The sequence below is a fragment of the Serratia proteamaculans genome (assembly GCF_946227095.1).
Classification (GTDB): Bacteria; Pseudomonadota; Gammaproteobacteria; order Enterobacterales; family Enterobacteriaceae; genus Serratia; species Serratia proteamaculans_E.
In genome coordinates this window covers 308,433-331,831 of record NZ_CAMISV010000004.1, presented here as the reverse complement: position 1 = coordinate 331,831, position 23,399 = coordinate 308,433, and the positions used below count along the sequence as shown (strand labels likewise).

Below are 23,399 nucleotides of genomic sequence, written 5' to 3'. Positions count from 1 at the left end.
AATGTCCTTATTGAATTTCTGACGGCTCGACCGCTAACGGGTGGCTTTCCCACCATTGCTGCGCTTGCTGATGGCTGACCTGCGTACCTTTAAAGTTCACCACGCGTTTTCCGCGTTGATCCCCCCGGTGATACAGCGCCCGTACGCACAGGTGTGGGAAGATCTCCCCGGCGATCAGATTGCGCATTTCCCGCGTATGGCCAAATGGCGCGATCCAGTCGCAAAACCACAGACGATCGCCACTGTTCCAGTCACTTTCCTGCATGTTCACCGCCGGCTGCGTCAGGTAGCGTGCCTCTGCCTCCTGGCTCATCCAGGCCCAGCTGAGGAAGAACACCGGCTGATTTTGCTGCGACACCAGCACATATTGCTGGCGCTTGATAATCGGTAACAGCAGCGTTGGCAAGGTGTGCAACGGCGCATCGCGGTGCATCGGCGAATGCATCCACAGCCAGACCGCTGCGCCAAAGGCTTCCGCCTCACTGTCGTCACCGCCGAGGATCAGCGGCGCTCTGATATCGTATTCGCCTGCTCGCATTGTCATGCCCTCAGTAGTTCCAGCTCAGGTTAAAGCCCAGGGTGACCGGGCTGGTGCTGAAACCGTCCGGTTTGGAGAACGGCACGCCGGCGAACAGGTCGTAACCCACCTTAAAGGCATAACCCCGCAGACCGACTACGCCACCGGCCAGGTGTTGCCCCGCCAGATAATCAGAACCATAACCGCCCACTTCGCCGTAGTCCGCACCGAGGTACAGCTCTTGCCCCTGCAACGGTGTGCGCCAGGCCAGGTCGTTACGTACAAACCAGCCGTGGTTAGCATTCAGGGTGCGCTCACCGTCAAAGCCGCGCACCGTCCAGCGGTTGCCGATAGCAAACTGATCCTGCGGCGTCAGCGGGGTATCGCTGATCTGTCGTTGGTATTGCACGTTGTATCTGAAGTTCTGGCTAAACAGGCTGAACGGCACGTCGAGCTGGGCGTTGAGCTGCACAATTTTGCTGAGCGCCGTGGCTTCGCCAAAGGTTTCTTCCGGGGCCGGCAATGCGCCGAACCAGCGGGTGCCGCGCTGATAGCTGACACCGGCGTCCAGCGTGGCCTGTTGAATATAGTGGCGGTGCTGTAACCCCAGCCGCCAGCCGGAGGTGCGCCGACGCTGCACTTCCACTTCGGTATCGTTGATGTAGTTGCTGGATTCGCGCGCCAGCACGTCATAGGTCAGCGTGGTTTTCTGGCTGCCGTTACGGTGCAGCACCCGACTGAGCTGGAAATCCAGGTTTTTGCTCTTGCCGCTGTAGCGGTAATCCTGATTCTGCCCGGCAATGGTCTGGTGGTAGTCGTAGCTGTTGGCCGTCACCCCGGCCATCCAATAGCCGAACGGCACTGAATAATGACCGGTGATATTTTTGGTCCCCCGACCGCCCTGGTTTTGCAGGTCGCTGGAGCCGGAGATATAGAACAGGTCACTGAGCGAGAACGGGTTATCCAGTGACAGCGTCAGGCCGCCCTGATAACGCCCGGTGCTCTTGGTACCGGAATCATCCAGTGAGGCACCAACGCGCCACATGCGTTCCTGCTTCCAGCTCAGGGCAATATCGCTTTCGCCCGGCTGTTCGCCGGGGATGATTTCCATATTGGCCTGCACCGTCGGCAGGCGCTGCAGGTTTTCCAGCCCCTGTTCGATATCGCGCAGATCTAGCAAATTTCCCGCATGGGCCGGGAAGCTGCTGTAGGGCTGAATATAGTGGCCGCTGTCCGGCGTCAACTTCACCTGCCGCACATAGCCCGGTACCACCACCAACCGCAGCTTGCCGCTTTTCAGATCCTGAGTCGGTGCCAGCACGCGGGTAGTGATATAGCCGTGATCCACCAGCCGGTTTTGCAGGGTGCTCATCAGCAGGTTGATACCCTGCCCACCCAAGCAACGTCCCTGCGCCTGATTGGCGATACGCTGCAGCGGCAGCCAGTGGGGCAAATTATCCTGACCGCTTAATAGCACCTGATCGATAGGGAAACAGGGTTTTTCCTGCGGGAAAGCAATGCGGCCAAAACTGGACGAAGGCGGAGACAGGCGAACATCCGGCGTTGGTGGCGTCAGTTGCTGTTCCAGTGCCTTTTGCCGCTGCTGCTGTATGATCAACTGTTCGTTGTTTGGGGTTGCCGCCAGCAGCGGTTGGCTGAATATAAACAGCGGCAAGACAACGGAGCTAAATGGAATACAGCCCTTGCGCACGGCAAGGCCGAGCGAAGAGTAAGCGGAGTGGCGCATTACTTTTTCCCTGTCGAAAGACAAATAAAAGATAAGAATTGTAAACAAACGCGAACATTATGCGCACGAATAGCACACAATCAACTTAATTTTGGCCAACAATGGGCGCTGGATAACAAAAACCCGGACAAGAACACTCTGCCACGCTAATATCCACACCCGAAAATAACACAATAAAAAACACATAAGACAATGTATTTAAAAGATAAAATTAAATAACCTATTTAAATTAAATTGAGGGAAATGAATAATTGCATCTCAACAATGCAATTATTCATCACAAAGAAATCATCCTGAAATACCCCCATTCAATTAGGAAACATCCTATTTAAACCCTGTTACTTTACTTATTTCACACCTAAGTTAGCGATATTACTCATTAATTTTCATCTGGTTTTTTATTATATTTGTCAATGTGTTACTTATTCCAAGTTGCTATAACTTATTGCCCTGCGTCACCGATTCCCACCCCTCCCAGGCGAACCGTGCCAGCCCGTCTCTGATTCTTTCATTGCATTGCTAAACCGGTTCTTCTATTTTAGCTCGTCATCAGAGTCCGCTGAAAACAGGATTGAACATGGCTAATCGAGTATGGGTATTGGGTGACGCAGTCGTCGATCTGGTTCCTGAAAATTCAAACAGTTACCTTAAGTGCCCCGGTGGTGCGCCCGCCAATGTAGCGGTAGGCATCGCTCGTCTGGGTGGCGACAGCGCCTTTATCGGTCGGGTAGGCAAGGACAGCTTCGGGGCCTTCCTGCAGCGGGTATTGAGAGAAGAACGAGTAGACATCGACCACCTGTCTCAGGACCCCGACTACCACACCTCCACCGTGGTAGTGGACCTCGATCTGATGGGGGAACGCTCTTTTACCTTCATGGTGAACCCGAGTGCCGATCTGTTTCTGCAACCTGAGGATCTGCCTGATTTCAAAGCGGATGAGTGGCTGCACGTCTGCTCTATCGCCCTGTCACAGGAACCGAGCCGCAGCACCACCTTCACCGCAATGGAGAACATCAAAGCGGCCGGTGGCTGGGTCAGCTTTGACCCCAACATTCGGGAAGACGTCTGGCGCCAGCCGGAAGCGCTGCGCCCCTGCCTGCAAAAAGCGCTGCTGCTGGCGGACGTGGTGAAAATTTCGCTGGAAGAACTGAGTTTTATCAGCAATATCGGTGAGTTAGAGAGCGGCATCGACTGGATGATGCAGCGCTACCCGCTGCGTTTGTTACTGGTGACATTAGGCGGCGACGGCGTCTGCGTACATGACGGCAAGCAGATCCGTCATTTCCGCGCCCCTTCAATCACCCCGGTCGATACCACCGGGGCGGGCGACGCCTTTGTCGCCGGTTTGTTGGCCGCGCTGGCTCATCTCGGCGCTTTGCCGCAGGAAGCTCAATGGCCTGCGGTGATCGCCCAAGCCCAGGCCTGCGGTGCGCTGGCCACCACCGCCAAAGGCGCGATGACCGCCCTGCCGCATGCCGACGAGTTGCAGGACTTCCTGCAGCGCTAACCGGATATAACTATGCAAGCCGTTAACAAAGCCCGTTATTAGGGAGAGCGTGCCGAAGGGGTCGTAGCAGCTTTAGCTGCCGACCAATTTGCCGGGAGCAAATTGGAACGACTTCCAGTCGGCCCGTAGGGTGGGACACACGGACGTGTCCCATAATGGCCCCTCGGTGCGCTAGGCCCGGGTATCTCAGGATAAAAGCAGCCTTGTTAGCGAACTTTACGAAGACAGTCTCATCCCTGGCATCTCCAGTCGGTATTTTGCGGGCTCGATCACAATAGCTGAATCGGGTTAGCAAACTTGATTGCCAGCCACCGTTCAACTCACTATCTTTCATCCTGAAAAACCGGTTTAGCAATTTAGCAAAAAATAATAACAACCTTCCCGGATGATAGAAAATCATGAAAAAACTTAGCTATCTGGCCATCACTACAGGGCTCCTTATCTCCACCTCTGCGGCGGCGTCAGGCGCCAATACCAGTATCGAAGCGCGTCTGAATGCACTGGAACAACGACTGCAACAGGCCGAACAACGTGCGACTCAGGCTGAGACTCGTGCCACGGTGGCGGAACGCCGGGCACAACAGCTAGAACAGCGCACTGCCAACACCGAGCGACAAACCGTACAGGTGGCCCAGCGCACCGCGACGCTGGAAACCCACGCCGCACCGGCCGGCAAACTGCAACTCACCGGCTTAACCGACCTGAAACTGTACGGCGACGTCGAGTTCAACCTGGACGGCGCCAGCCGCAGCGGCCAGCTCACCTCGCTGAAAAGCAGCGACAACAAGGACTGGAAGCCCGGTAACAAAGAGCGCTGGGATATCAACGGCCGTATTCTGGTCGGTGTGGACGGCTACCGACGCAATCCGGACGGCAATTTCTCCGGCTTCAGCGTGCAACCGCTGGCCGACATGACCGGAAAAATGAACCTCGACGATGCCGCCTTCTTCTTCGGTAACGAAAAGAACTGGCAGACCAAGATTGGCCGGTTTGAAGCCTACGACATGTTCCCGCTCAATCAGGACACCTTCATCCAGTATTCCGGCAATACCGCCAACGATCTGTATGCCGATGGCTTCGGCTATATCTACATGATGAAAGAAGGCCGTGGTCGTAGCAGCAGCGGCGGCAACCTGATGCTGAGCAAGTACGCCGGTGACTTCTACTTCGAGCTGAATACGCTGGTGGAAGACGGCACCTCACTGTTCCAGGATGAGGCCTACCACGGCAACAGCCTGGATAATAAGAAAAATGTCGCCTACCTGCGGCCGGTGATCGCCTGGAAAAAAGACCAGCTCAGCGCGGCGGTCGCGATGGAAAGCAACGTGGTCAACAATGCCTACGGCTATCACGACAGCCAGGGGCAATTTGTCGACCAGTCCAAACGTAACGGCTACGGCATGACCCTCAGTTGGAACAACACCGCCGCCAATCCGGACAACGGCGTGGTCGCCAACCTGAGCACCGCCTACCTGGACGCCTCGGGTGAGCAGGACTTTACCGCCGGAATCAACGTCCTGTGGCGCCGCTTTGAAGTGGGTTATATCTACGCCCACAACAATATCAAAGAGTTCAACACCGCCGGGATGAGCGCCGACATCAGCAACCCGCTCAGCGAACCGGGCAAATATGATATTCACACCATTCATACTTCGTACCAAATACCAAACATCATGAATATGAAGAACTTCAATCTGTATCTTGGTGCCTACGTCTCAATGCTGGAGGCCAACGCCGAGAACAAAATAGCCAACGCCAGCGACGATCAGCGCTACGGCGTGCGCGCACGGTTCAAGTACTTCTTCTGACATCGATGAGCTGATTTCCGCCGCGAAACACTGCGGCGGCATTTTTATTTATTAAGGGAGTGAACATGGACATTACCGCAACCGCTAACGCGCTGTTGCCGCTGCTCGGCGGCAAAGAAAATATTGCCAGCGCCGCCCACTGTGCCACGCGCCTGCGCCTGGTGCTGCTGGATGACAGCAAGGTCGACAAGGTGGCGATCGGCAAGCTGGAAGGCGTGAAAGGCTGCTTCAGCAATGCCGGGCAAATCCAGGTGATTTTCGGCACCGGGCTGGTCAACAAGGTGCACGCAGAATTTATCAAGGCGGCCGGCGTCAACGAATCCAGCAAGTCCGAGGCCGCCGACATCGCGGCGAAGAAACTCAACCCGCTGCAACGCATTGCCCGTCTGCTGTCGAACATCTTTGTGCCGATCATCCCGGCTATCGTCGCCTCCGGCCTGTTGATGGGCCTGCTCGGCATGGTAAAAACCTACGGCTGGGCCGATGCCAACAGCGCCGTGTTTGTGATGCTGGATATGTTCAGCTCGGCGGCATTCATTATTTTACCGATCCTGATCGGCTTCACCGCCGCACGTGAATTCGGCGGTAACCCCTATCTGGGCGCCACGCTCGGCGGCATCCTGACCCACCCGGCGCTGACCAATGCCTGGGGCGTCGCCAGCGGTTTCCACACCATGGACTTCTTCGGGCTGGAGGTCGCCATGATCGGCTATCAGGGCACGGTGTTCCCGGTGCTGCTGACGGTGTGGTTTATGAGCGTGCTGGAAAAACAGCTGCGCAAAGTGATCCCCAACTCACTGGATCTGATCCTGACCCCCTTCCTGACGGTAGTGATCTCCGGCTTCGTCGCTATGCTGTTTATCGGCCCGGCCGGCCGGGCGCTGGGTGACGGTATCTCACTGGTGCTCAGCACGCTGATCGCCCACGCCGGTTGGTTTGCCGGTTTGCTGTTCGGCGGGCTGTATTCCGTCATCGTCATCACCGGTATCCACCACAGCTTCCACGCCGTCGAGGCCGGGCTGCTCGGCAACCCGAATATCGGCGTTAACTTCCTGCTGCCGATCTGGTCGATGGCCAATATCGCTCAGGGCGGTGCCTGTCTGGCGGTGTATTTCAAAACCCGCGACGCCAAGATCAAAGCCATTGCGGTACCTTCGGCCTTTTCCGCCATGCTCGGCATTACCGAAGCGGCGTTGTTCGGCATCAACCTGCGCTTTGTGAAACCCTTCCTGGCGGCATTGGTGGGCGGCGCGCTCGGAGGAGCCTGGGTGGTGGCCAATCATGTTGGCATGAATGCGGTCGGGCTGACGGCTATCCCAGGGATGGCGATCGTGCAGGCCAGCTCGCTGGTCAGCTATATCATTGGTCTGGTGATCGCCTTTGGCAGCGCCTTTATTCTCTCGTTGCTGCTGAAATACAAAACGGACAGCGAATAATGGAAGAACTGCAATTAATGAAACAGGCCGTTCAGGCGTTGATGAGCGGCATGCCACAGGCGCTGCGCGATCCGCACCGACCGGCATGGCACCTGGCGCCCAGCGTCGGGTTGCTCAACGATCCCAATGGCTTTATTCAGCATAACGGCGTCTATCACCTGTTCTATCAGTGGAACCCGCTGGGTTGCGATCATCGCAACAAATGTTGGGGCCACTGGCAGTCGACGGATCTGGTCAACTGGCAGCATCAGCCGGTAGCCCTGGTACCGGGTGCCTGCTACGACAGCCACGGCTGTTACTCCGGCTCGGCGGTGGTGGCGGACGGCAAAATCATGCTGGCGTATACCGGCAACGTTAAATACCCCGACGGCTCGCGCACCGCCTACCAGTGTCTGGCGCAAGAAAATGCGCAAGGCGGCTATGACAAGCTCGGTCCGGTATTGCCACTGCCACCGGGCTATAGCGGCCACGTGCGCGATCCCAAAGTCTGGCATCATCAGGACCAATGGTACATGGTGCTCGGCGCTCGTGACCTGCAAGACTGCGGCAAAGTGCTGCTGCTGCGATCCGCCGATCTGCGCAACTGGCAGTTGCTTGGGGAGATTGCCGGTTCACAGCTGAACGGCATCGGTGATTTCGGCTATATGTGGGAGTGCCCGGACCTGTGTACGCTGGACGACGCCGAAGTGCTGATCTGCTGTCCACAAGGGCTGGCAGCGCAGGCCGAGCGTTATCTCAACGTTTATCAGGCGGGCTATCTGACCGGCAAGCTGGATTATCAGCAGGCCAGGTTCGAACATGGGGCCTTCCACGAGCTGGATCTCGGGTTCGAATTCTATGCGCCGCAAACCACCCTGGCCGAAGACGGTCGCCGGCTGCTGGTCGGCTGGATGGGCGTGCCGGAGCAAGACGAGGACTGTCACCCGACGTTGCAATACGGCTGGATCCACACCCTGACCTGCCCGCGCGAATTGTCGCTGCATAACGGCAAGCTTTACCAACAACCGGCGCGCGAACTGCAACGGCTGCGGGATGAAGGCCGCCAATGGCAGGACATCGCCAACAACGCCCCCGCCTGGCCGATTGACAGCGCGGAGCTGCTGCTGACCCCCACGGGGGCATTCAGGGCTGACTTTGGCGGGGCAATGACGCTGGCCTGGGACGGTAATTTGTTGCGGCTGACGCGTAATAACCTGCGTAGCGGGCAACCGGAGCACCGCTACTGGCGTGGTACCCTCAACCAGCTGCAACTGTTGTTTGACCGCTCCAGCGTGGAGATTTTTATCAACCACGGCGAAGCGGTGATGAGCGCGCGCTACTTCCCTGGCCCGCAACCGCTGCTGCACCTGAGTGGTGAAGCCCCACTGGCGCTCCAGCACTGGTCGCTGACGCCATGCATGCTAGAATGACGCATCCTTCGATGAATTCAGATGCCGTCAGTGAAAAAAAATAAACGCATAACCATCAGTGATATTGCCGCACTGGCTGGCGTGTCGAAATCGACCGCCAGCCTGGTGCTTAACGGCCGCAGCAAGGAATACCGGGTATCCGACGACACCCGCGATCGTATCCTGGCACTGGCCGGCGAGCACCACTACCAGCCCAGCTTCCACGCCCGTTCACTGCGTTCTTCTCGCAGTCATACCCTGGGGCTGGTGGTGCCGGAAATGACCAACTACGGTTTTGCGGTAATTTCACGCGAGCTGGAAACCCTGTGCCGCGAGGCCGGTTTGCAGTTATTGATCGCCTGTACCGATGAAAACCCGGCGCAGGAAATGATGGCGGTAAACAGCCTGGTGCAGCGCCAGGTCGATGGCCTGATTGTCGCCTCCAGCCAGCTCAACGATGCGGAATACCAAAAGATTAATGCCAGCCTGCCGGTAGTGCAGATGGACCGGCTGATCATCGGCTCCGATCTGCCGCTGGTGATCACCGACTCGCTGACCTCAACCGCCACACTGGTGGAAAACGTCGCACGCCAGCATCCCGACGAATTCTATTTCCTTGGTGGGCAGCCTCGTATCTCACCGACGCGCGATCGGCTGGCCGGTTTCCAGCTCGGTCTTGAACGCGCCGGGGTGGTCTGTAAACCGGAATGGATCATCAACGGTAATTATCACCCCAGTTCCGGCTACGAGATGTTCGCCCAACTCTGTGCACAGCTGGGCCGACCGCCCAAGGCGCTGTTTACCGCCGCCTGCGGCCTGCTGGAAGGGGTACTGCGCTACCTGAATCAACACCAGTTGATGGAAAGCGACCTGCATCTGTGCAGCTTTGACGATCACTACCTGTTCGACGGCCTGACGTTAAAAATCGACACCGTGGCGCAGGACTGCCGCGCCCTGGCCCAACACAGTTTCGACATGGTCAGCGCGCTGATTGACGAGCGACCATTAGAGCAGAACGCGCTATACCTGCCGGGCAGCATCCACTGGCGTCACGCCGGTTCGAAGGCGTTGCTCGGTCAGCCTTAAGCTTTTCTTTTTCCCGGTTAAGGAGCTCAGCATGAGCCGTGAGATTAATAAAGATACCCAGCTGTGCATGTCGCTGGCCGGCCGCCCAGGTAACTTTGGCACCCGTTTCCACAATTATCTGTACCAGGAACTGGATCTGAACTTTATCTACAAGGCCTTCACCACCCAGGACATTCAGGCGGCGGTGGGCGGCGTGCGTGCGCTGGGCATTCGTGGCTGCGCGGTATCGATGCCGTTCAAAGAGAGCTGTATTCCTTTCCTCGACGAGTTGGATGCTTCCGCCACGGCAATTGAGTCGGTCAATACTATCGTCAATGATGAAGGTTTCCTGCGGGCATATAACACCGATTATATCGCCATCGCCAAACTGCTGGCGCAGCATCAGATCCCGGTGGAAACCTCCTTTGCCCTGCGCGGCAGCGGCGGTATGGCGAAAGCGGTCACCGCCGCGCTGCGTGATGCCGGTTTCAAAAATGGCCATATCATCGCCCGTAATCCACAGGCCGGTCAGGCGCTGGCCAATGCCTATGGTTATCAGTGGCTGGCAGAGGTCGGTGACTTAAGCGTGGATATGGTGATTAACGTCACGCCAATCGGTATGGCCGGAGGGGCAGAAGCGGAGCAGTTGGCCTTTGCCGCCGCGACGATTGATGCGGCGAAAATCGTCTTTGACGTGGTGGCGTTACCGGCGGAAACCCCGTTGATTCGCTACGGGCGTGAGCATGGCAAACGGGCGATTACCGGCGCGGAAGTGATTGCGCTGCAGGCGCTGGAACAGTTTGTGCTTTATACCGGCGTGCGCCCTACCGATGAGCAGATCGCCCGTGCGGCGGCCCATGCTCGCGGCTGAATAAGGTTGGACGTTGGGGGTTGAACAGACGAGGCAGCCCTTAACGTCCTAACGAATTGTTAGCCCCATTAGTCACTTCCGTTATCTACCATCCGTTGGTATTTAGTCCGCAAACGCGTAAATGCCTCCTCCGCCGGGACCCCCTCACCACTTTCTATTCCCTGTGCAATAGCCACTCGCAGTTGTTCGATTTTCATCGCCCGTTCATGTTCTTCGAGCAGGCGCAGACCTGCCCGTATTACTTCGCTGACGTTGCCGTAACGCCCGCTGTCAATTTGCTCATGAACGAACTTCTCAAAATGAGGGCTTAAAGCAATGCTGGTTGGCATAGCCGACTCCGGAAAGTAGTGTTAATTACTATCTATTAGTATTTTCATTTGCCGAGGGCACGTCAAGCGTTTGTACGAAATTCAGGCAATAAAAAAGGGCGCCTGAGCGCCCTTCTTACCTTGGGTGATGTCAGCCGCTATTTGGCGGTGCCTTCCATCCCCACCAGCCCTACTTTCAGGTAACCGGCTTTACGCAGCGTATCCATCACGCTCATCAGCGTCTCGTAGTCCACGGTCTTGTCCGCCTGGAAGAAGATGGTGGTCTCTTTGTTGGCCTGAGTCCGCTGATCCAGCACCGACGTCAGTTGATCTGCGCTGACCGCCTGTTCGCCAACGTACAACTGCTTGTCCGCTTTTACCGACAGGAACACCGGTTTTTCCGGACGCGGCTGCGGTTTGGCAGAAGAAGCTGGGAGATCGACACGGATATCTACCGTTGCCAGCGGCGCGGCCACCATAAAGATAATCAACAGCACCAGCATGACGTCGATAAACGGCGTCACGTTGATTTCATGCAGTTCGCCGCTGTCGTCCAGATCTTCATTTAAGCGCATCGCCATAACTCACCCCACCCGCAGTTGGTGTGAATGCTGTGAACGTTTGGCTTCCGCGGTGGCGGCCAGATCCAAATCGCGGCCCAGCAGCAGCAGAACCTGCGCCGCTACGTCGCCAACCTGAGCACGATGACCGCTGATCACACGGGCGAAGATGTTATAAATCACCACCGCCGGGATCGCAGCAACCAGCCCCAGTGCGGTTGCCAGCAGCGCTTCTGCGATGCCGGGCGCAACCACTGCCAGGTTGGTGGTCTGCGAGTGGGCGATGCCGATAAAGCTGTTCATGATGCCCCAAACGGTACCGAACAGGCCGACAAACGGCGAGATGGCCCCGATGGTGGCCAGGAAACCATTGCCACGACCCATGTTACGGCTGTAGCCCGCGACGCGACGCTCCAGACGGAAACCGGTACGTTCCTTGATGCCGTTGTTGTCGTTAGACTCCGCCGACAGCTCCAGTTCGTTCTGCGCATCGTTCAGCAAGACGGAACTGATGCTTTCATCCGAGAAGTTCTGTGCCAGCTCGGAGGCTTCATCCAGCGAGCGAACATTGGCCAGCGCCAGCTGTTCGCGGCGCAGACGGCGCTTGGCGCGGAACAGTTCGCTGCCCTTGGAGAACAGGATGGTCCAGGTGACGATAGACGCCAGCACCAGGCCGATCATCACGATTTTCACCACGATGTCCGCATGCTGGTACATGCCCCAGACGGACAGATCCATTCCGCGGGTTTCCGGCGGCTGGATGGTCGGCTGTGGGTTCACCGGGGTGATACTTTCCGGGGCAGTTGCGGCAGGCGCAGAGGCCGCAGCAACGCTTTGAGTCACGGCCGGATTAGCCGCCGGAGCTGCCTGTGCGCTACCGGCCAGGCCCACCACCAATACCATTGAAGCGATCAGACCGCGGCCAAATGCCTGGCCCCATTGCGCCCGGCCCTGACCGAACGATCCTTGATTTAAATTCTTGCCAGCCGTTTTCACGCTGTGCCTCCACCCGTTACCGATCAAATTTGAGGAATAATTCAGCGTGCGATCATATCAAACCAATCAGGGATTGATAGTAGTTCTCATTATTATTTACCAAATAATCGGGAAAATTACGCTTCGGCCCCCGCAAAGCGGCCAGGACAACCCAATCGCGTCCTGTTCGGCCCTATAAGCACCTTTTATAAGGTTTTTCGTCACTTTTACCGCACAGAGATGTAACAAAATCAGGGTTTTTATCGCATTTTGTCGTCACATCGCAGGTTTGCCGATAAACCCGCTTGGTTATTGCCAACAAGCAGAAGGATGGCGTGCCGGAATGACCTCGGACAGAGGATTACCGCCGTTTCCATATTTGGCGGTTAAAACGTCTGGATGGCTATCAGATGTCATGCTAACGTAAGGGCTATCGCAAATGCCCCGTGAAGACCAAGCCAAAGGTGAGCCCGCTCCTATGACGTCAAAAAACATCGAAACCACCCTGATCGGCGCAGGACGCAGCAAGCGCTATACCCAAGGTTCCGTCAACCCCGTCACCCAACGCGCCTCTTCACTGGTCTTTGATTCGGTGGCGGCCAAAAAACACGCCACCGCCAAGCGGGCCCATGGCGAACTGTTTTACGGGCGGCGCGGCACCCTGACCCACTTCGCGTTGCAGGATGCAATGGTTGAGCTGGAAGGCGGTGCGGGCTGTGTGCTTTACCCTTGCGGCGCGGCAGCGGTCTCCAACGCCATCCTGTCGTTTGTCAGCGCTGGCGATCATCTGCTGATGACCGGTTCGGTCTATGAACCCACGCAGGATTTTTGCACCCATATCCTGAACCGTATGAACGTGGCGACCACCTATTACGATCCACTGATCGGCGCCGATATTGCCAGGCTTATCCAACCCAATACCCGCGTGGTATTCCTTGAGTCACCCGGCTCGATCACCATGGAAGTTCAGGATATCCCGGCCATGGTGCAGGCCATACGTGCCGTGGCACCGGAAGTGGTGATCATGATTGATAATACCTGGGCGGCCGGTGTGCTGTTCAAAGCGCTGGATTTCGACATCGATATTTCGATTCAGGCCGGTACCAAATACATTATCGGTCATTCCGATTACATGCTCGGCACCGCCGTAGCCAACCCACGCTGTTGGGATCAGCTACGCGAGTACTCATATTTGATGGGCCAGATGGTGGATGCCGATACCGCCTATATGGCCAGCCGCGGCCTGCGCACGCTGGGTGTCCGCCTGAAGCAACACCAGCAGAGCAGTATTGAAGTCGCCAACTGGCTGGCCGCACGGCCGGAGGTGGCGGTAGTCAATCACCCGGAACTGCCCAGTTGCAAGGGCCACGAGTTTTACCGCCGTGATTTCAGCGGCTGCAACGGCCTGTTCTCTTTCGTGTTGAAACAGCGTCTGAGTGACGTGCAGTTGGCTGAGTATCTGGACAACTTCAGCCACTTCAGCATGGCCTATTCCTGGGGTGGCTATGAGTCACTGATCCTGGCTAACCAGCCGGAGGAGCTGGAAGCGATCCGCCCGGCGGGTGGCGTCGACTTCTCGGGTACCCTGGTACGCCTGCATATCGGTCTGGAGAACGTGCAGGATTTGATCGCCGACCTCGCTGCCGGATTCGACCGTCTCGCCAACGCGCACTGACAGATTACCTGTTGCAGCGCAACTTTATTCGCCTCGTTTAATGTGTGCTTAAGCTAATAGCGGTACACTAGGCGGGTAACTGTCAGATACGGTCAACACCGCCTCCTGGAGAATTTGGCTCCAGGCGCAACCGGCATGCAACAGGATATATAATGGATGTATTACGAGAGATTGTTCATGCGCTTTGGCAGCAGGACTTCATTGCCCTTGCCGATCCAAGCGTAATTTGGGTGGTTTATGCCGTACTTTTCACCACTCTATTTTTAGAAAACGGGTTACTACCAGCCTCCTTCTTGCCCGGCGACAGCCTGCTGCTGTTATCCGGCGCACTGATCGCCAAAGGCGTGATGGCCTTTATGCCAACGCTGATCATTTTGACCGTCGCCGCCAGTCTTGGCTGTTGGCTGAGTTACCTGCAGGGGCGCTGGCTGGGCCACACTAATCTGGTCAAAGGCTGGCTGCTGCAGTTGCCTGCCCAGTATCATCAACGCGCGCACAATCTGTTTAACCGCCATGGCCTGATGGCACTGGTGATCGGCCGTTTTCTGAGTTTTGTCCGCACCCTGCTGCCGACCATGGCCGGCATCTCCGGTTTGAACAGTACCCGTTTCCAACTATTCAACTGGCTGAGTGCCGTGGTTTGGGTAGGCTCGGTGGTCGGTCTTGGCTACGCTTTCAGCCAGATCCCATTGGTAAAACGCTACGAAAGCCAGGTGATGACCGGGCTGATGATCCTGCCGCTGCTGCTGCTGTTAGTTGGTCTGCTGGGCGCCATGTTGGTTATCTGGCGCAAAAAACGCGCCGCCTCTTCCTGATGCATTAAAGGGCGGCAGTCGTCGCCCCTACAGCGTTTTTTCAACCTGTGCCAGGCTGGGGGGCAACTTGCTCACCAGCGTATCCACCGCCAGTCGTACCTTCAACGGCAAATGTGGCGTTTGCGGCCACACCGCGTGAGCCTCAAATGACATGCCGGGCCGATCGCGCATCAGCCTGACCAATTCCCCTTTCAACAACGATTCCCGCACCAGCCAGCAAGGCAGCCAGGAGATGCCAAATCCGGCCACCGTGGCATCCGCCATCGCCTGCAAGTCATCCATCTGCAGCCGCTTGTTCGGCATCACTTCCTGTACTTTGCCGCCGCTATCCGGGATCAGCCAATTGCGCACCACACCGGCACGCATGTAGGTCACCGCATCATGTTGAGTCAGCTGTTCGAGGCTTTTCGGCTCACCATGCTGCTGCAGGTATTCCGGCGCGGCGCACAACGTCATGCGGTGATCGCCAATGCTGCGCGCCACCAACCCACTGCTGCTGACCAACGTCCCATTGCGGATCGCCAGATCAAAACCGTCCTCAATCAAGTCCACGATGCGATCGTTGAATGACAGTTCCAGCTCCAACCCGGGGTGCTCACGCGCCAGGCCGGTTAGCAAGGGTGCAATGCACATACGGCCGAACAGCACCGGCATCGACACTCTCAACCTGCCGCTGACCTGCTGCTTGCCCGACTCCAGCAAGGTTTCTGCGCTGCGGATCTCCTCCAGCGCCCGCAGGCAGCGTTCGTAGAACAGCGCGCCATCGTCGGTCAGGCTCTGACTGCGGGTGGTGCGATGGAACAGGCGCACGGCCAACCGCTGCTCCAGCCGGGCGATAGTTTTGCCCACAGCCGAACGCGAAAGGTGCAGCCGGCTGGCGGCCAGCGCGAAACTCCCGGCCTCTACGGCGGTGACAAACACCGAAATACCCTTCAAGCGATCGGTCATGTTTTGTAGCCCTGAGAGAAACAATCAAAGGAAATCTTATCGCCACTGGCGAAGATGAATCAACGATATTATCCAGAGTCTGTTTATCGCTGACTTTGGAGTCAATCATGACCAAAACCATGCAACGCTGGACCATGGACGCCCTGGGGCGTCAGCACCTGCAACTGAACGAAAGCGCCATTCCACAACCGGGGCCACATGAGATCAGGGTAAAAGTGAATGCGATATCGCTTAATTACCGCGATAAGTTGGTGATCGAAACCGGTATGGGGTTGGAATTGCCACAACCCTTTATCCCCGCCTCCGACATGGCTGGGGAAGTCGACGCTATAGGTGCCGGTGTCAGCCGCTTTCACCCCGGCGAGCGAGTGATCTCCACCTTCAGCCCCGGCTGGATTGACGGTCGGGAAAAACCGCACGGCAATGCACGCACCCCACCTTACCGCACGCTGGGTGGTTTTTATCAGGGCATGCTGGCGGAATACGTGGTGTTGCATGAGGACTGGTTGGTCGCGGCGCCCACCTCGCTGGACGACGCACAGGCCAGTACCCTGCCCTGCGCCGGGCTGACCGCCTGGTTCGCACTGGTGGAACAGGGAAAACTGCACGCCGGTCAATCGGTGTTGGTACAGGGCACCGGCGGCGTGGCGCTGTTTGCACTGCAGATCGCCAAGCTACAGGGCGCAGAAGTTTACGTGACCTCCAGCAGCGACGAAAAATTGGCGCGCACCAAGGCGTTGGGCGCAGACCATGGCATCAACCGCCTGAAGGGCGACTGGGTGGAGGAGGTGTATCGGTTGACAGGGGATCGCGGTATTGACCACGTGGTCGACACCGTTGGCGGCCCTAACCTCGGCAACTCGGTTCGCGCCGTCGCGGTTCAGGGACGGATCTCGGTGATCGGTGCACTGGAGGGCTTCGAAGTTTCGGCTCCTGCCGGACCGTTGCTGCTGAAATCACCGGTGATCCAGGGGATTGGCGTTGGCCACCGCCGCGCACTGGAAGATCTGGTGCGGGCGGTGGATACCAATGGCTTGCAACCGGTGATTGATCAGCGTTATCGCTTTGACCAACTGCAGCAGGCTCTCGATCATCTCGATCGCGGGGCATTTGGCAAAATTGTACTGACGCGCTGAATTGCCGCCCCGGCTGCGGGATTAGCCCTCCATCATTAAAGGAGGGTTGTCGCGCAGTCGGGCCACTTCGTCGCTCGGCGTCACGCCGAAGAAGCGTTTGAATTCACGGCTGAACTGAGAAGCGCTCTCATAGCCGACGCGGATCGCTGCGGTGCTGGCCTTCAGGCCATCGTGCACCATCAGCAAACGCGCCTTATGCAACCGATAGGATTTCACATACTGCAATGGCGAGGTGTTGGTCACCGCCTTAAAGTTATGGTGAAACGCCGAAATGCTCATATTCACTTCACCCGCCAACTGCTCAACGTTGAGGCTGTCGGCATACTGGTTTTCGATGCGCCGCAGCGCCTTGGCGATTTGGCTGAAGTGGGTATGGCGATTAACCAGTTCCTGCAATGACGTCCCGCAGCTGCCCCGCAGCACGTGGTACAGAATTTCGCGCACAATCTGCGGCCCCAGCACCCGCGCATCAAGCGGCTTGGCCATCACGTCCAGCAGGCGTTCGGTGGCGCACAGCAGCTCTTCCGACAGCTCGGCCAGATTGACCCCGCTACTCTCTCGGCGTGGTTTCATCAGGTAGTCGTCATCACCGATGTCGATCAACAGATCCTGCAGCATCTGGCTATCGATATTCACCGACAGCCCCACCAGTGGCAGCTCAGGGCTGGCAAAGGTTTCGCATTCAAACGGCAGCGGCACCGTCATCAGCAGGTAGTTACGCGGATCGTACTGAAACACCCGGTTGCCACAGTAGCCCACCTTGTGTCCCTGGAAAATGATCACCACCCCCGGCTCGTACATCACCGGCTGACGCGGACAGTGGCGGTCAACATAGAGGATTTTCACCAGGGGGACTGGCGAGGGGGTATAACCGTTACTCTCGGCAAAACAGGCCGCCTGGCGCGCCATGCGGCTGCGCAGCTCATCGATTTCACTCATGGAAACACCCTCTTACACTAAGAACAATTCGGCATAAATAATAGTTTAAAACTCTTCTTTTCTACAACGCTTTGTAGGAATAGGCAAGACTCGGGCAGGAATGTGCATTGTGCTGATGGGCCAAGTTACTGACAATACACCCCAGATATTTTGCGCCGCCGGCGCTTGCCTTATGCAGAAGAGAAATCACCCATGCAAAACTTTATTCTTCATACCCCAACCAAAATCCTGTTCGGCCAAGACCAAATCGCCGGTCTGGCACAGCAGATCCCTGCCGACGCACGCATTCTGATCACCTACGGTGGCGGCAGCGTGAAGAAAAACGGCGTGCTGGATCAGGTTTATTCCGCACTGGCCGGTCGCAACGTGCAGGAGTTCTCCGGCATCGAGCCGAACCCAACCTACGAAACGCTGATGAAAGCGGTCGAGATCGTCCGTGCAGAGAACATCGATTTCCTGCTGGCCGTCGGTGGCGGTTCAGTGGTTGATGGCACCAAGTTCATCGCCGCAGCGGCCCACTATCAGGCGGATAGCGATCCATGGCATATCCTGAAAACCGTCGGCAGCGAAATCAAAGGCGCCGTACCGATGGGTTGCGTACTGACTCTGCCAGCCACCGGTTCTGAATCCAACAGCGGCGCGGTGATCACCCGTAAAAGCAGCGGCGACAAACAGCACTTCTTCTCGCCATTCGTTCAGCCACTGTTCGCCGTACTGGATCCGGTAGTGACTTACTCGCTGCCAGCGCGTCAGATCGCCAACGGCGTGGTTGATGCCTTTATCCACACCATTGAGCAGTACCTGACCTACCCGGTCGACGCCAAGGTACAGGACCGCTTTGCCGAAGGCCTGCTGCTGACACTGCTGGAAGATGGCCCGCGTGCGCTGGCCGAACCGGAAAACTATGCGGTACGCGCCAACGTGATGTGGAGCGCCACCATGGCGTTGAACGGCCTGATCGGTGCCGGTGTGCCGCAGGATTGGGCAACCCATATGCTGGGCCACGAGTTGACCGCCATGCACGGTCTGGATCATGCCCAGACGCTGGCCATCGTCCTGCCGGCACTGCTGAACGAGAAAAAAGCACAGAAACGCGAAAAACTGCTGCAGTACGCCGACCGCGTCTGGGGCCTGCGTGATGGCAGCGAAGACAGCCGCATTGACGGTGCTATTGCCGCCACCCGCGCCTTCTTCGAGCAAATGGGCGTACCGACCCGTATGTCCGATTACCAACTCGACGGCAGCTCGATCCCGGCGCTGCTTGATAAGCTGCACCAGCACGGTATGACCGCACTGGGCGAGCATCAGGACATCACCCTGGAAGTCAGCCAACGCATTTATGAAGCGGCGCGTTAATCGCAAATCCGCCATTTCCTGCTAGGCTTTAGTTTCTGTTTGTCTTTTCTATTCCTGCGCCCAACCGATCACCGGGCGCAGTCTCAAGCACTATTCCGACACTGCTGAAATTTGCTTAGCAAACTCAGCACCACCCTGGTTTGCCAACTAGAATTTATTGATAGCCGTTCCTGGTGCATGCAGCACCGGGCAATCCGTTGACAAGGAGATACGCATGACAACGCAACAACCCATCATCAAACTCCACGATGGTAATCTGATGCCGCAGTTGGGTCTCGGCGTTTGGCAGGCGAGTATTCCAGATACCACCCAGGCGGTGATTAAAGCGCTGGAAGTGGGTTATCGTTCGATCGATACCGCCGCGATCTACAAGAACGAGGAAGGCGTCGGTGCCGCGCTGCAATCTGCCTCGGTGCCGCGCGATGAGCTGTTCATCACCACCAAACTGTGGAACGACGATCAGGGCGACCCACAGGCGGCCCTGGAAACCAGTCTGGAAAAACTCAAGCTGGACTACGTCGATCTGTATCTGATCCACTGGCCGAAACCGCAGCAGGATCAATACGTGGACGCCTGGCGCGGGCTGATTAAGCTGCGCGAACAGGGGCTGGCCAAGAGTATTGGGGTCTGCAATTTCCACACCCCACATCTGCAGCGCCTGCTGGATGAAACCAATGTCGCACCGGTGATTAACCAGATTGAGCTGCACCCGTTGCTGCAACAGCGCCAGTTGCGCGCCTGGAACGCGACACACCACATCGCCACCGAGTCCTGGAGCCCACTGGCACAGGGCGGTGAAGGGGTATTCGATCAGCCGCTGATCAAACACCTGGCGGAAAAATACGAGAAAACCCCGGCGCAAATCGTGGTGCGCTGGCATCTGGACAGCGGCCTGATCGTGATCCCGAAATCGATCACGCCTTCGCGCATTCGTGAAAACTTTGAGGTATTTGATTTCAAACTGGATAAGGACGAACTGAACGATATCGCCAAACTGGATATCGGCAACCGTCTGGGGCCGGATCCCGACTCACTGTAATGCTACCCAGCCCTCTCCTCGGGGAGAGGGCTGAATTCAAAGACAACGTTGCTTTTCAGCTCGAGATACCCGGGCCTAGCGCACTGAGGGGCCATTATGGGACACATCCTTGTGTCCCACCCTGCGGGCCGACTGGAAGTCGTTCCAACTTGTTCCCGACAAGTTGGTCGGCGGACAAGCCGCTACGACCCCTTCAGCACGCTCTCCCTAATAACAGACTTTGAGTGGTCTGCCCCTCCCCCTTTATTCCCCGCTACAATTGCTCGCCATTGGTGGCGATCACCCGCTGATACCAGCCAAAACTTTGCTTTTTCTTGCGTGCCAAATTGTTGTCGTGATCGACGAACACAAAACCGTACTGCTTTTGGTAGCCATTGAGCCAGGAAAGCAAATCGATAAACGACCAGGGGTAGTAACCGCGCACATCCGCGCCCTGCTCGATCGCCGCGCCGATCGCCTGAATATGATCGCGCAGATAGTCAATGCGGGGTTGATCGCGCACTTCCCCCTCGACGATCGGATCCTTGGCACCCAGCCCGTTCTCGGTAATGTAGATCGGAATGTTGCCGTAGCGTTTGACGATGCGGCCAATGGCGTCGGTCAGCCCCTGCGGATAAACCTCCCAGTCCCAGTCGGTGTAGACACCGTTCGGGTTACGCACCAGTTTAAACAGCCCCTTGAAACCCAATTCACGCCCGCTGCCCTTCTGGCCGCTGGTGTTGATGGCATAGCCCTCGACGTCGTCGTTGTGGGCCACCATTTCGCGCTTGTAGTAATTCAGGCCGATAAAATCGACGATATTGTCCTTCAGCAACGCCTCATCTCCCGGCGCGAAATACGGCACGCCAAAAGCCTGCTGCGCCATCGCCAGTAGCTCCGCCGGGTATTCGCCCTTCAGCACCGGATCGTACAGCCAGTGGGTGAAGATCCCCTCGGCGATCTCGCAGGCGCGGCGATCTTCTGGTGAATCACTGATCGGATCGTTCGGTTGCAGCACATTGACGAAGCCGATCTGACCGTTGATCTTCATTTCACGGAAGCTTTTCACCGCGCGGGCATTGGCCAGGAACACGTGATGACAAGCCTGAATGCCCTTTTTCGGATCGGTCAGCTTGGGCGGGTGTGCCCCGGTGAAATAGCCCATACCGATAAACACAATGGTTTCGTTGAAGGTGGACCACAGCTCGACGCGATCGCCAAAACGCTGATAACACAGGCGAGCATATTCATCGAAGGCGTCGACGATCTCACGTGATTCCCAACCGCCAAACGCGTCCTGCAACGCCTGCGGCAGATCCCAGTGGTACAGGGTTATCATCGGCTTGATATTGTGCTTCAACAGTTCGTCGATCAGATCGCTATAGAATTGGATCCCGGCTTCATTCACCTCGCCCCGCCCCTGCGGCAACAGCCGCGGCCAGGAGATCGAAAACCGGTAGGTCTGCATCCCCAACTCAGCCATCAGCGCCACGTCCTCGCGGAAGCGATGGTAGTGATCGACCGCTACGTCACCGTTGGTGCCCTGATAAGTGGTGCCTGCCAGATGGGAGAACAGATCCCAGTTGGACAGGCCCTTTCCATCGGCATCAAAGCCGCCTTCAACCTGATAAGAGGCGGTCGCCGCGCCCCACAGGAAATCCTTCGGAAAAACGCTCATTGGTTTTGCACCCCGTTCTGCTCCAGTAATCGGTAAATTCTCACCAGTTCCTCCACCAGATCGCGCGCCAGCATGGCGTTCATGATGTGGTCCTGCGCATGCACCATAATCAGGTTGACCGGCAGCTTGCCTTCCCCCTCGTCAAAACCGATCAGTTCGGTCTGGGTGGCGTGAGCGCGCTTCGCCGCCAACTGCGACTCCGCCAGCAGAATATCTACCTGATCCCACTGGTATTTCCGCGCTGCGTACAGCGCCTGCATGGCACAACTGCGCGCCTCACCGGCGTTGATGATCAATTCCATTACCGCCGTTTCCATGTCGATCATTCGGTGACTCCTTGTGTCTGTTCAATCTGATCCGCTTCGCTCACTTCCTGATCCAGCAACTGTTGCTCATAGACCTTAAAGAACGGGTAATAGATCAATGCCGATACCGCCGCCAACAGCAGCACCAGTAGCGCGGCTCGGAAATCCCAACCGGTAGCCCAGGCGGCGCCAATCGGTGCTGGTGCGGTCCAGGGCACCACCGAGATCACCCGACCGATCAGATCCAGCTTCACTGCCGAATAGGCAATGATCGAATTGACGATCGGCGCGGTGATAAACGGAATAAAGAAGGTGGGGTTCATCACGATCGGCGTGCCGAAGATCACCGGTTCGTTGATGTTGAAACAGCTTGGCACCAGGCTCAGCTTGCCGATAGATCGCAGGTGTGCCGAACGGCTGCGCAGATAAAGCAGCACCAGCCCAAAGGTGGCGCCGGATCCGCCGATGACGATAAAGAAGGTCCAGAAGGCTTCCATAAAGATGTGCGGCATCGGGTGGCCGACGGCCAACGCATCCTGATTGATGCCCAGATTGGTCAGCCAGAAAGCCTGCAGCATGCCGGAGACAATCACCGCGCCGTGAATACCGGCGAACCACAACAGGTGGCCGATCAACACCGCCAGCAGTATTGCCGGCAACGAGTCGGCGGCGGAAATCAACGGCTGGAACAGCGCCATGATCGCCTGCGGCAACAGTAAATTAAACTGGTGCTGCACCAGCAGGCTGAGCGGATACAGGGTGATCACTACCGCCAGGATCGGGATCAGCAGATCGAACGACTGTTTGATCTTGGCCGGTACCTGTTCCGGTAACGAGATACCGATATTGTGCAGCTTGAGAAAACGGATCAGTTCGGTGGTGTAGACCGCCACCAGAATGGCGGTGAAGATCCCTACGCCCCCCAGCGCAGCGGTCGGCAGCATCTTTTCAGTCTGGGGCGCGGCGACCAGTAAAAACGACATCAGCGCCAGCATCGCCGCCATAAAGGGATCGAGCTTATAGCTCTGCGCCAGGTTATAAGCGATGGCAGCAGTAATATAAATCGACATGATCCCCATGGTCATATTAAACGGGGTAAGAATCGCCACCTGATGTTTTTCCGCCGCCCCCAGCCACCATTGGGCTATTCCCCAACTGCTGTCGGCGGAAAAAGGCGGGTAGGCAAAGACCAATAAAAAGGAGCCGACAATCATAAATGGCATCGCGGAAATAAAGCCATCGCGGATCGCCATAATATGTCTCTGGGTCGAGAGCCTACCGGCAATCGGGCTGATACGGTTTTCAATGAAATTGAATGCGGCCTGGCTGATACTCATGGTTCAACCC

Annotated in this window: 21 protein-coding genes; 11 read left to right on the top strand and 10 right to left on the bottom strand. The window is 57.1% G+C overall.

From position 1 onward, the window contains the following. Positions 1-7: 7 nt before the first annotated feature. Together OC597_RS10635 and OC597_RS10630 are read right to left on the bottom strand one after the other, a co-directional pair. On the bottom strand, positions 8-538 hold the full coding sequence (locus OC597_RS10635) for a toxin-activating lysine-acyltransferase (RefSeq protein WP_129937312.1): 531 nt from the start codon (positions 536-538) through the stop codon (positions 8-10). 10 nt (positions 539-548) lie between these two features. Further along, on the bottom strand, positions 549-2,264 hold the full coding sequence (locus tag OC597_RS10630; protein WP_261257613.1) for a ShlB/FhaC/HecB family hemolysin secretion/activation protein: 1,716 nt from the start codon (positions 2,262-2,264) through the stop codon (positions 549-551). 577 nt (positions 2,265-2,841) lie between these two features. Here OC597_RS10630 and cscK point away from each other — a divergent pair. From cscK to OC597_RS10600, 6 genes are all read left to right on the top strand, one after another. Further along, complete coding sequence (gene cscK / locus OC597_RS10625) at positions 2,842-3,771, top strand: fructokinase (protein ID WP_207977478.1); 930 nt, start codon at positions 2,842-2,844, stop codon at positions 3,769-3,771. A 398-nt stretch (positions 3,772-4,169) separates the two neighbouring features. Next, positions 4,170-5,579, top strand: coding sequence for a carbohydrate porin (locus OC597_RS10620; RefSeq protein WP_262208653.1), 1,410 nt, complete (start codon positions 4,170-4,172; stop codon positions 5,577-5,579). A 65-nt stretch (positions 5,580-5,644) separates the two neighbouring features. Continuing rightward, on the top strand, positions 5,645-7,015 hold the full coding sequence (locus OC597_RS10615; RefSeq protein WP_262208651.1) for a sucrose-specific PTS transporter subunit IIBC: 1,371 nt from the start codon (positions 5,645-5,647) through the stop codon (positions 7,013-7,015). After that, positions 7,015-8,424, top strand: coding sequence for a glycoside hydrolase family 32 protein (locus OC597_RS10610; protein ID WP_262208649.1), 1,410 nt, complete (start codon positions 7,015-7,017; stop codon positions 8,422-8,424). Before OC597_RS10615 ends, OC597_RS10610 begins: the two co-directional genes overlap by 1 nt. 21 nt (positions 8,425-8,445) lie before the next feature. Continuing rightward, complete coding sequence (locus OC597_RS10605; protein WP_099063323.1) at positions 8,446-9,489, top strand: LacI family DNA-binding transcriptional regulator; 1,044 nt, start codon at positions 8,446-8,448, stop codon at positions 9,487-9,489. Between the two features lie 31 nt (positions 9,490-9,520). Then, positions 9,521-10,339, top strand: coding sequence for a shikimate 5-dehydrogenase (locus OC597_RS10600; protein ID WP_262208647.1), 819 nt, complete (start codon positions 9,521-9,523; stop codon positions 10,337-10,339). A 68-nt stretch (positions 10,340-10,407) separates the two neighbouring features. Here OC597_RS10600 and OC597_RS10595 read toward each other — a convergent pair whose 3' ends face one another. From OC597_RS10595 to exbB, 3 genes are all read right to left on the bottom strand, one after another. Continuing rightward, positions 10,408-10,668 carry a type II toxin-antitoxin system ParD family antitoxin gene (locus OC597_RS10595; RefSeq protein ID WP_099063320.1) on the bottom strand — a complete coding sequence of 87 codons (261 nt, stop codon included), beginning with the start codon at positions 10,666-10,668 and terminating at the stop codon, positions 10,408-10,410. A 137-nt stretch (positions 10,669-10,805) separates the two neighbouring features. Further along, entirely contained in the window at positions 10,806-11,228 is a 423-nt protein-coding gene (gene exbD / locus OC597_RS10590; RefSeq protein WP_085119216.1) for a TonB system transport protein ExbD, read from the bottom strand. A gap of 3 nt (positions 11,229-11,231) precedes the next feature. Next, entirely contained in the window at positions 11,232-12,203 is a 972-nt protein-coding gene (gene exbB / locus OC597_RS10585; protein WP_261257621.1) for a tol-pal system-associated acyl-CoA thioesterase, read from the bottom strand. A 457-nt stretch (positions 12,204-12,660) separates the two neighbouring features. Here exbB and metC point away from each other — a divergent pair, with 457 nt between their 5' ends. Further along, on the top strand, positions 12,661-13,857 hold the full coding sequence (gene metC, locus OC597_RS10580) for a cystathionine beta-lyase (protein ID WP_261257623.1): 1,197 nt from the start codon (positions 12,661-12,663) through the stop codon (positions 13,855-13,857). 152 nt (positions 13,858-14,009) lie between these two features. After that, positions 14,010-14,672 carry a DedA family protein gene (locus OC597_RS10575; RefSeq protein WP_262208644.1) on the top strand — a complete coding sequence of 221 codons (663 nt, stop codon included), beginning with the start codon at positions 14,010-14,012 and terminating at the stop codon, positions 14,670-14,672. A 27-nt stretch (positions 14,673-14,699) separates the two neighbouring features. Here OC597_RS10575 and OC597_RS10570 read toward each other — a convergent pair whose 3' ends face one another. Beyond that, positions 14,700-15,620 (bottom strand): LysR family transcriptional regulator, encoded by a 921-nt coding sequence (locus OC597_RS10570; RefSeq protein ID WP_261285307.1) that lies wholly within the window; start codon positions 15,618-15,620, stop codon positions 14,700-14,702. Positions 15,621-15,727: 107 nt separating this feature from the next. Between OC597_RS10570 and OC597_RS10565 the strand changes: the two genes are divergently transcribed. Continuing rightward, positions 15,728-16,756 (top strand): zinc-dependent alcohol dehydrogenase family protein, encoded by a 1,029-nt coding sequence (locus OC597_RS10565; protein ID WP_261285308.1) that lies wholly within the window; start codon positions 15,728-15,730, stop codon positions 16,754-16,756. Positions 16,757-16,777: 21 nt separating this feature from the next. Here the strand turns inward: OC597_RS10565 and OC597_RS10560 are convergent, their stop codons facing one another. Further along, positions 16,778-17,695 (bottom strand): AraC family transcriptional regulator, encoded by a 918-nt coding sequence (locus OC597_RS10560; RefSeq protein ID WP_261257626.1) that lies wholly within the window; start codon positions 17,693-17,695, stop codon positions 16,778-16,780. Between the two features lie 192 nt (positions 17,696-17,887). Here OC597_RS10560 and yqhD point away from each other — a divergent pair, with 192 nt between their 5' ends. Together yqhD and dkgA are read left to right on the top strand one after the other, a co-directional pair. Beyond that, the gene (gene yqhD, locus OC597_RS10555) at positions 17,888-19,051 is read left to right on the top strand and encodes an alcohol dehydrogenase (protein ID WP_261257627.1); all 1,164 of its coding nucleotides are present in this window, start codon (positions 17,888-17,890) and stop codon (positions 19,049-19,051) included. 214 nt (positions 19,052-19,265) lie between these two features. Next, complete coding sequence (gene dkgA / locus OC597_RS10550; protein ID WP_261257628.1) at positions 19,266-20,090, top strand: 2,5-didehydrogluconate reductase DkgA; 825 nt, start codon at positions 19,266-19,268, stop codon at positions 20,088-20,090. A 253-nt stretch (positions 20,091-20,343) separates the two neighbouring features. On the opposite strand, the gene OC597_RS10545 is transcribed toward dkgA, so the two are convergent. From OC597_RS10545 to OC597_RS10535, 3 genes are read right to left on the bottom strand one after another with little or no spacing between them, the layout of a single operon-like run. Beyond that, the gene (locus OC597_RS10545) at positions 20,344-21,747 is read right to left on the bottom strand and encodes a GH1 family beta-glucosidase (RefSeq protein WP_261257630.1); all 1,404 of its coding nucleotides are present in this window, start codon (positions 21,745-21,747) and stop codon (positions 20,344-20,346) included. Then, complete coding sequence (locus OC597_RS10540) at positions 21,744-22,073, bottom strand: PTS lactose/cellobiose transporter subunit IIA (RefSeq protein ID WP_099063311.1); 330 nt, start codon at positions 22,071-22,073, stop codon at positions 21,744-21,746. The genes OC597_RS10545 and OC597_RS10540 overlap by 4 nt, the downstream gene beginning before the upstream one ends. Continuing rightward, the gene (locus OC597_RS10535; protein ID WP_261285310.1) at positions 22,070-23,389 is read right to left on the bottom strand and encodes a PTS sugar transporter subunit IIC; all 1,320 of its coding nucleotides are present in this window, start codon (positions 23,387-23,389) and stop codon (positions 22,070-22,072) included. The genes OC597_RS10540 and OC597_RS10535 overlap by 4 nt, the downstream gene beginning before the upstream one ends. Positions 23,390-23,399: the final 10 nt, after the last annotated feature.

Bases quoted from the DNA above. Each gene is read 5' to 3' on its own strand.
- OC597_RS10635 (WP_129937312.1), bottom strand. From the start codon at position 538: ATGCGAGCAGGCGAATACGATATCAGAGCGCCGCTGATCCTCGGCGGT.
- OC597_RS10630 (WP_261257613.1), bottom strand. From the start codon at position 2,264: ATGCGCCACTCCGCTTACTCTTCGCTCGGCCTTGCCGTGCGCAAGGGC.
- cscK (WP_207977478.1), top strand. From the start codon at position 2,842: ATGGCTAATCGAGTATGGGTATTGGGTGACGCAGTCGTCGATCTGGTT.
- OC597_RS10620 (WP_262208653.1), top strand. From the start codon at position 4,170: ATGAAAAAACTTAGCTATCTGGCCATCACTACAGGGCTCCTTATCTCC.
- OC597_RS10615 (WP_262208651.1), top strand. From the start codon at position 5,645: ATGGACATTACCGCAACCGCTAACGCGCTGTTGCCGCTGCTCGGCGGC.
- OC597_RS10610 (WP_262208649.1), top strand. From the start codon at position 7,015: ATGGAAGAACTGCAATTAATGAAACAGGCCGTTCAGGCGTTGATGAGC.
- OC597_RS10605 (WP_099063323.1), top strand. From the start codon at position 8,446: ATGCCGTCAGTGAAAAAAAATAAACGCATAACCATCAGTGATATTGCC.
- OC597_RS10600 (WP_262208647.1), top strand. From the start codon at position 9,521: ATGAGCCGTGAGATTAATAAAGATACCCAGCTGTGCATGTCGCTGGCC.
- OC597_RS10595 (WP_099063320.1), bottom strand. From the start codon at position 10,668: ATGCCAACCAGCATTGCTTTAAGCCCTCATTTTGAGAAGTTCGTTCAT.
- exbD (WP_085119216.1), bottom strand. From the start codon at position 11,228: ATGGCGATGCGCTTAAATGAAGATCTGGACGACAGCGGCGAACTGCAT.
- metC (WP_261257623.1), top strand. From the start codon at position 12,661: ATGACGTCAAAAAACATCGAAACCACCCTGATCGGCGCAGGACGCAGC.
- OC597_RS10575 (WP_262208644.1), top strand. From the start codon at position 14,010: ATGGATGTATTACGAGAGATTGTTCATGCGCTTTGGCAGCAGGACTTC.
- OC597_RS10570 (WP_261285307.1), bottom strand. From the start codon at position 15,620: ATGACCGATCGCTTGAAGGGTATTTCGGTGTTTGTCACCGCCGTAGAG.
- OC597_RS10565 (WP_261285308.1), top strand. From the start codon at position 15,728: ATGACCAAAACCATGCAACGCTGGACCATGGACGCCCTGGGGCGTCAG.
- OC597_RS10560 (WP_261257626.1), bottom strand. From the start codon at position 17,695: ATGAGTGAAATCGATGAGCTGCGCAGCCGCATGGCGCGCCAGGCGGCC.
- yqhD (WP_261257627.1), top strand. From the start codon at position 17,888: ATGCAAAACTTTATTCTTCATACCCCAACCAAAATCCTGTTCGGCCAA.
- dkgA (WP_261257628.1), top strand. From the start codon at position 19,266: ATGACAACGCAACAACCCATCATCAAACTCCACGATGGTAATCTGATG.
- OC597_RS10545 (WP_261257630.1), bottom strand. From the start codon at position 21,747: ATGAGCGTTTTTCCGAAGGATTTCCTGTGGGGCGCGGCGACCGCCTCT.
- OC597_RS10540 (WP_099063311.1), bottom strand. From the start codon at position 22,073: ATGATCGACATGGAAACGGCGGTAATGGAATTGATCATCAACGCCGGT.
- OC597_RS10535 (WP_261285310.1), bottom strand. From the start codon at position 23,389: ATGAGTATCAGCCAGGCCGCATTCAATTTCATTGAAAACCGTATCAGC.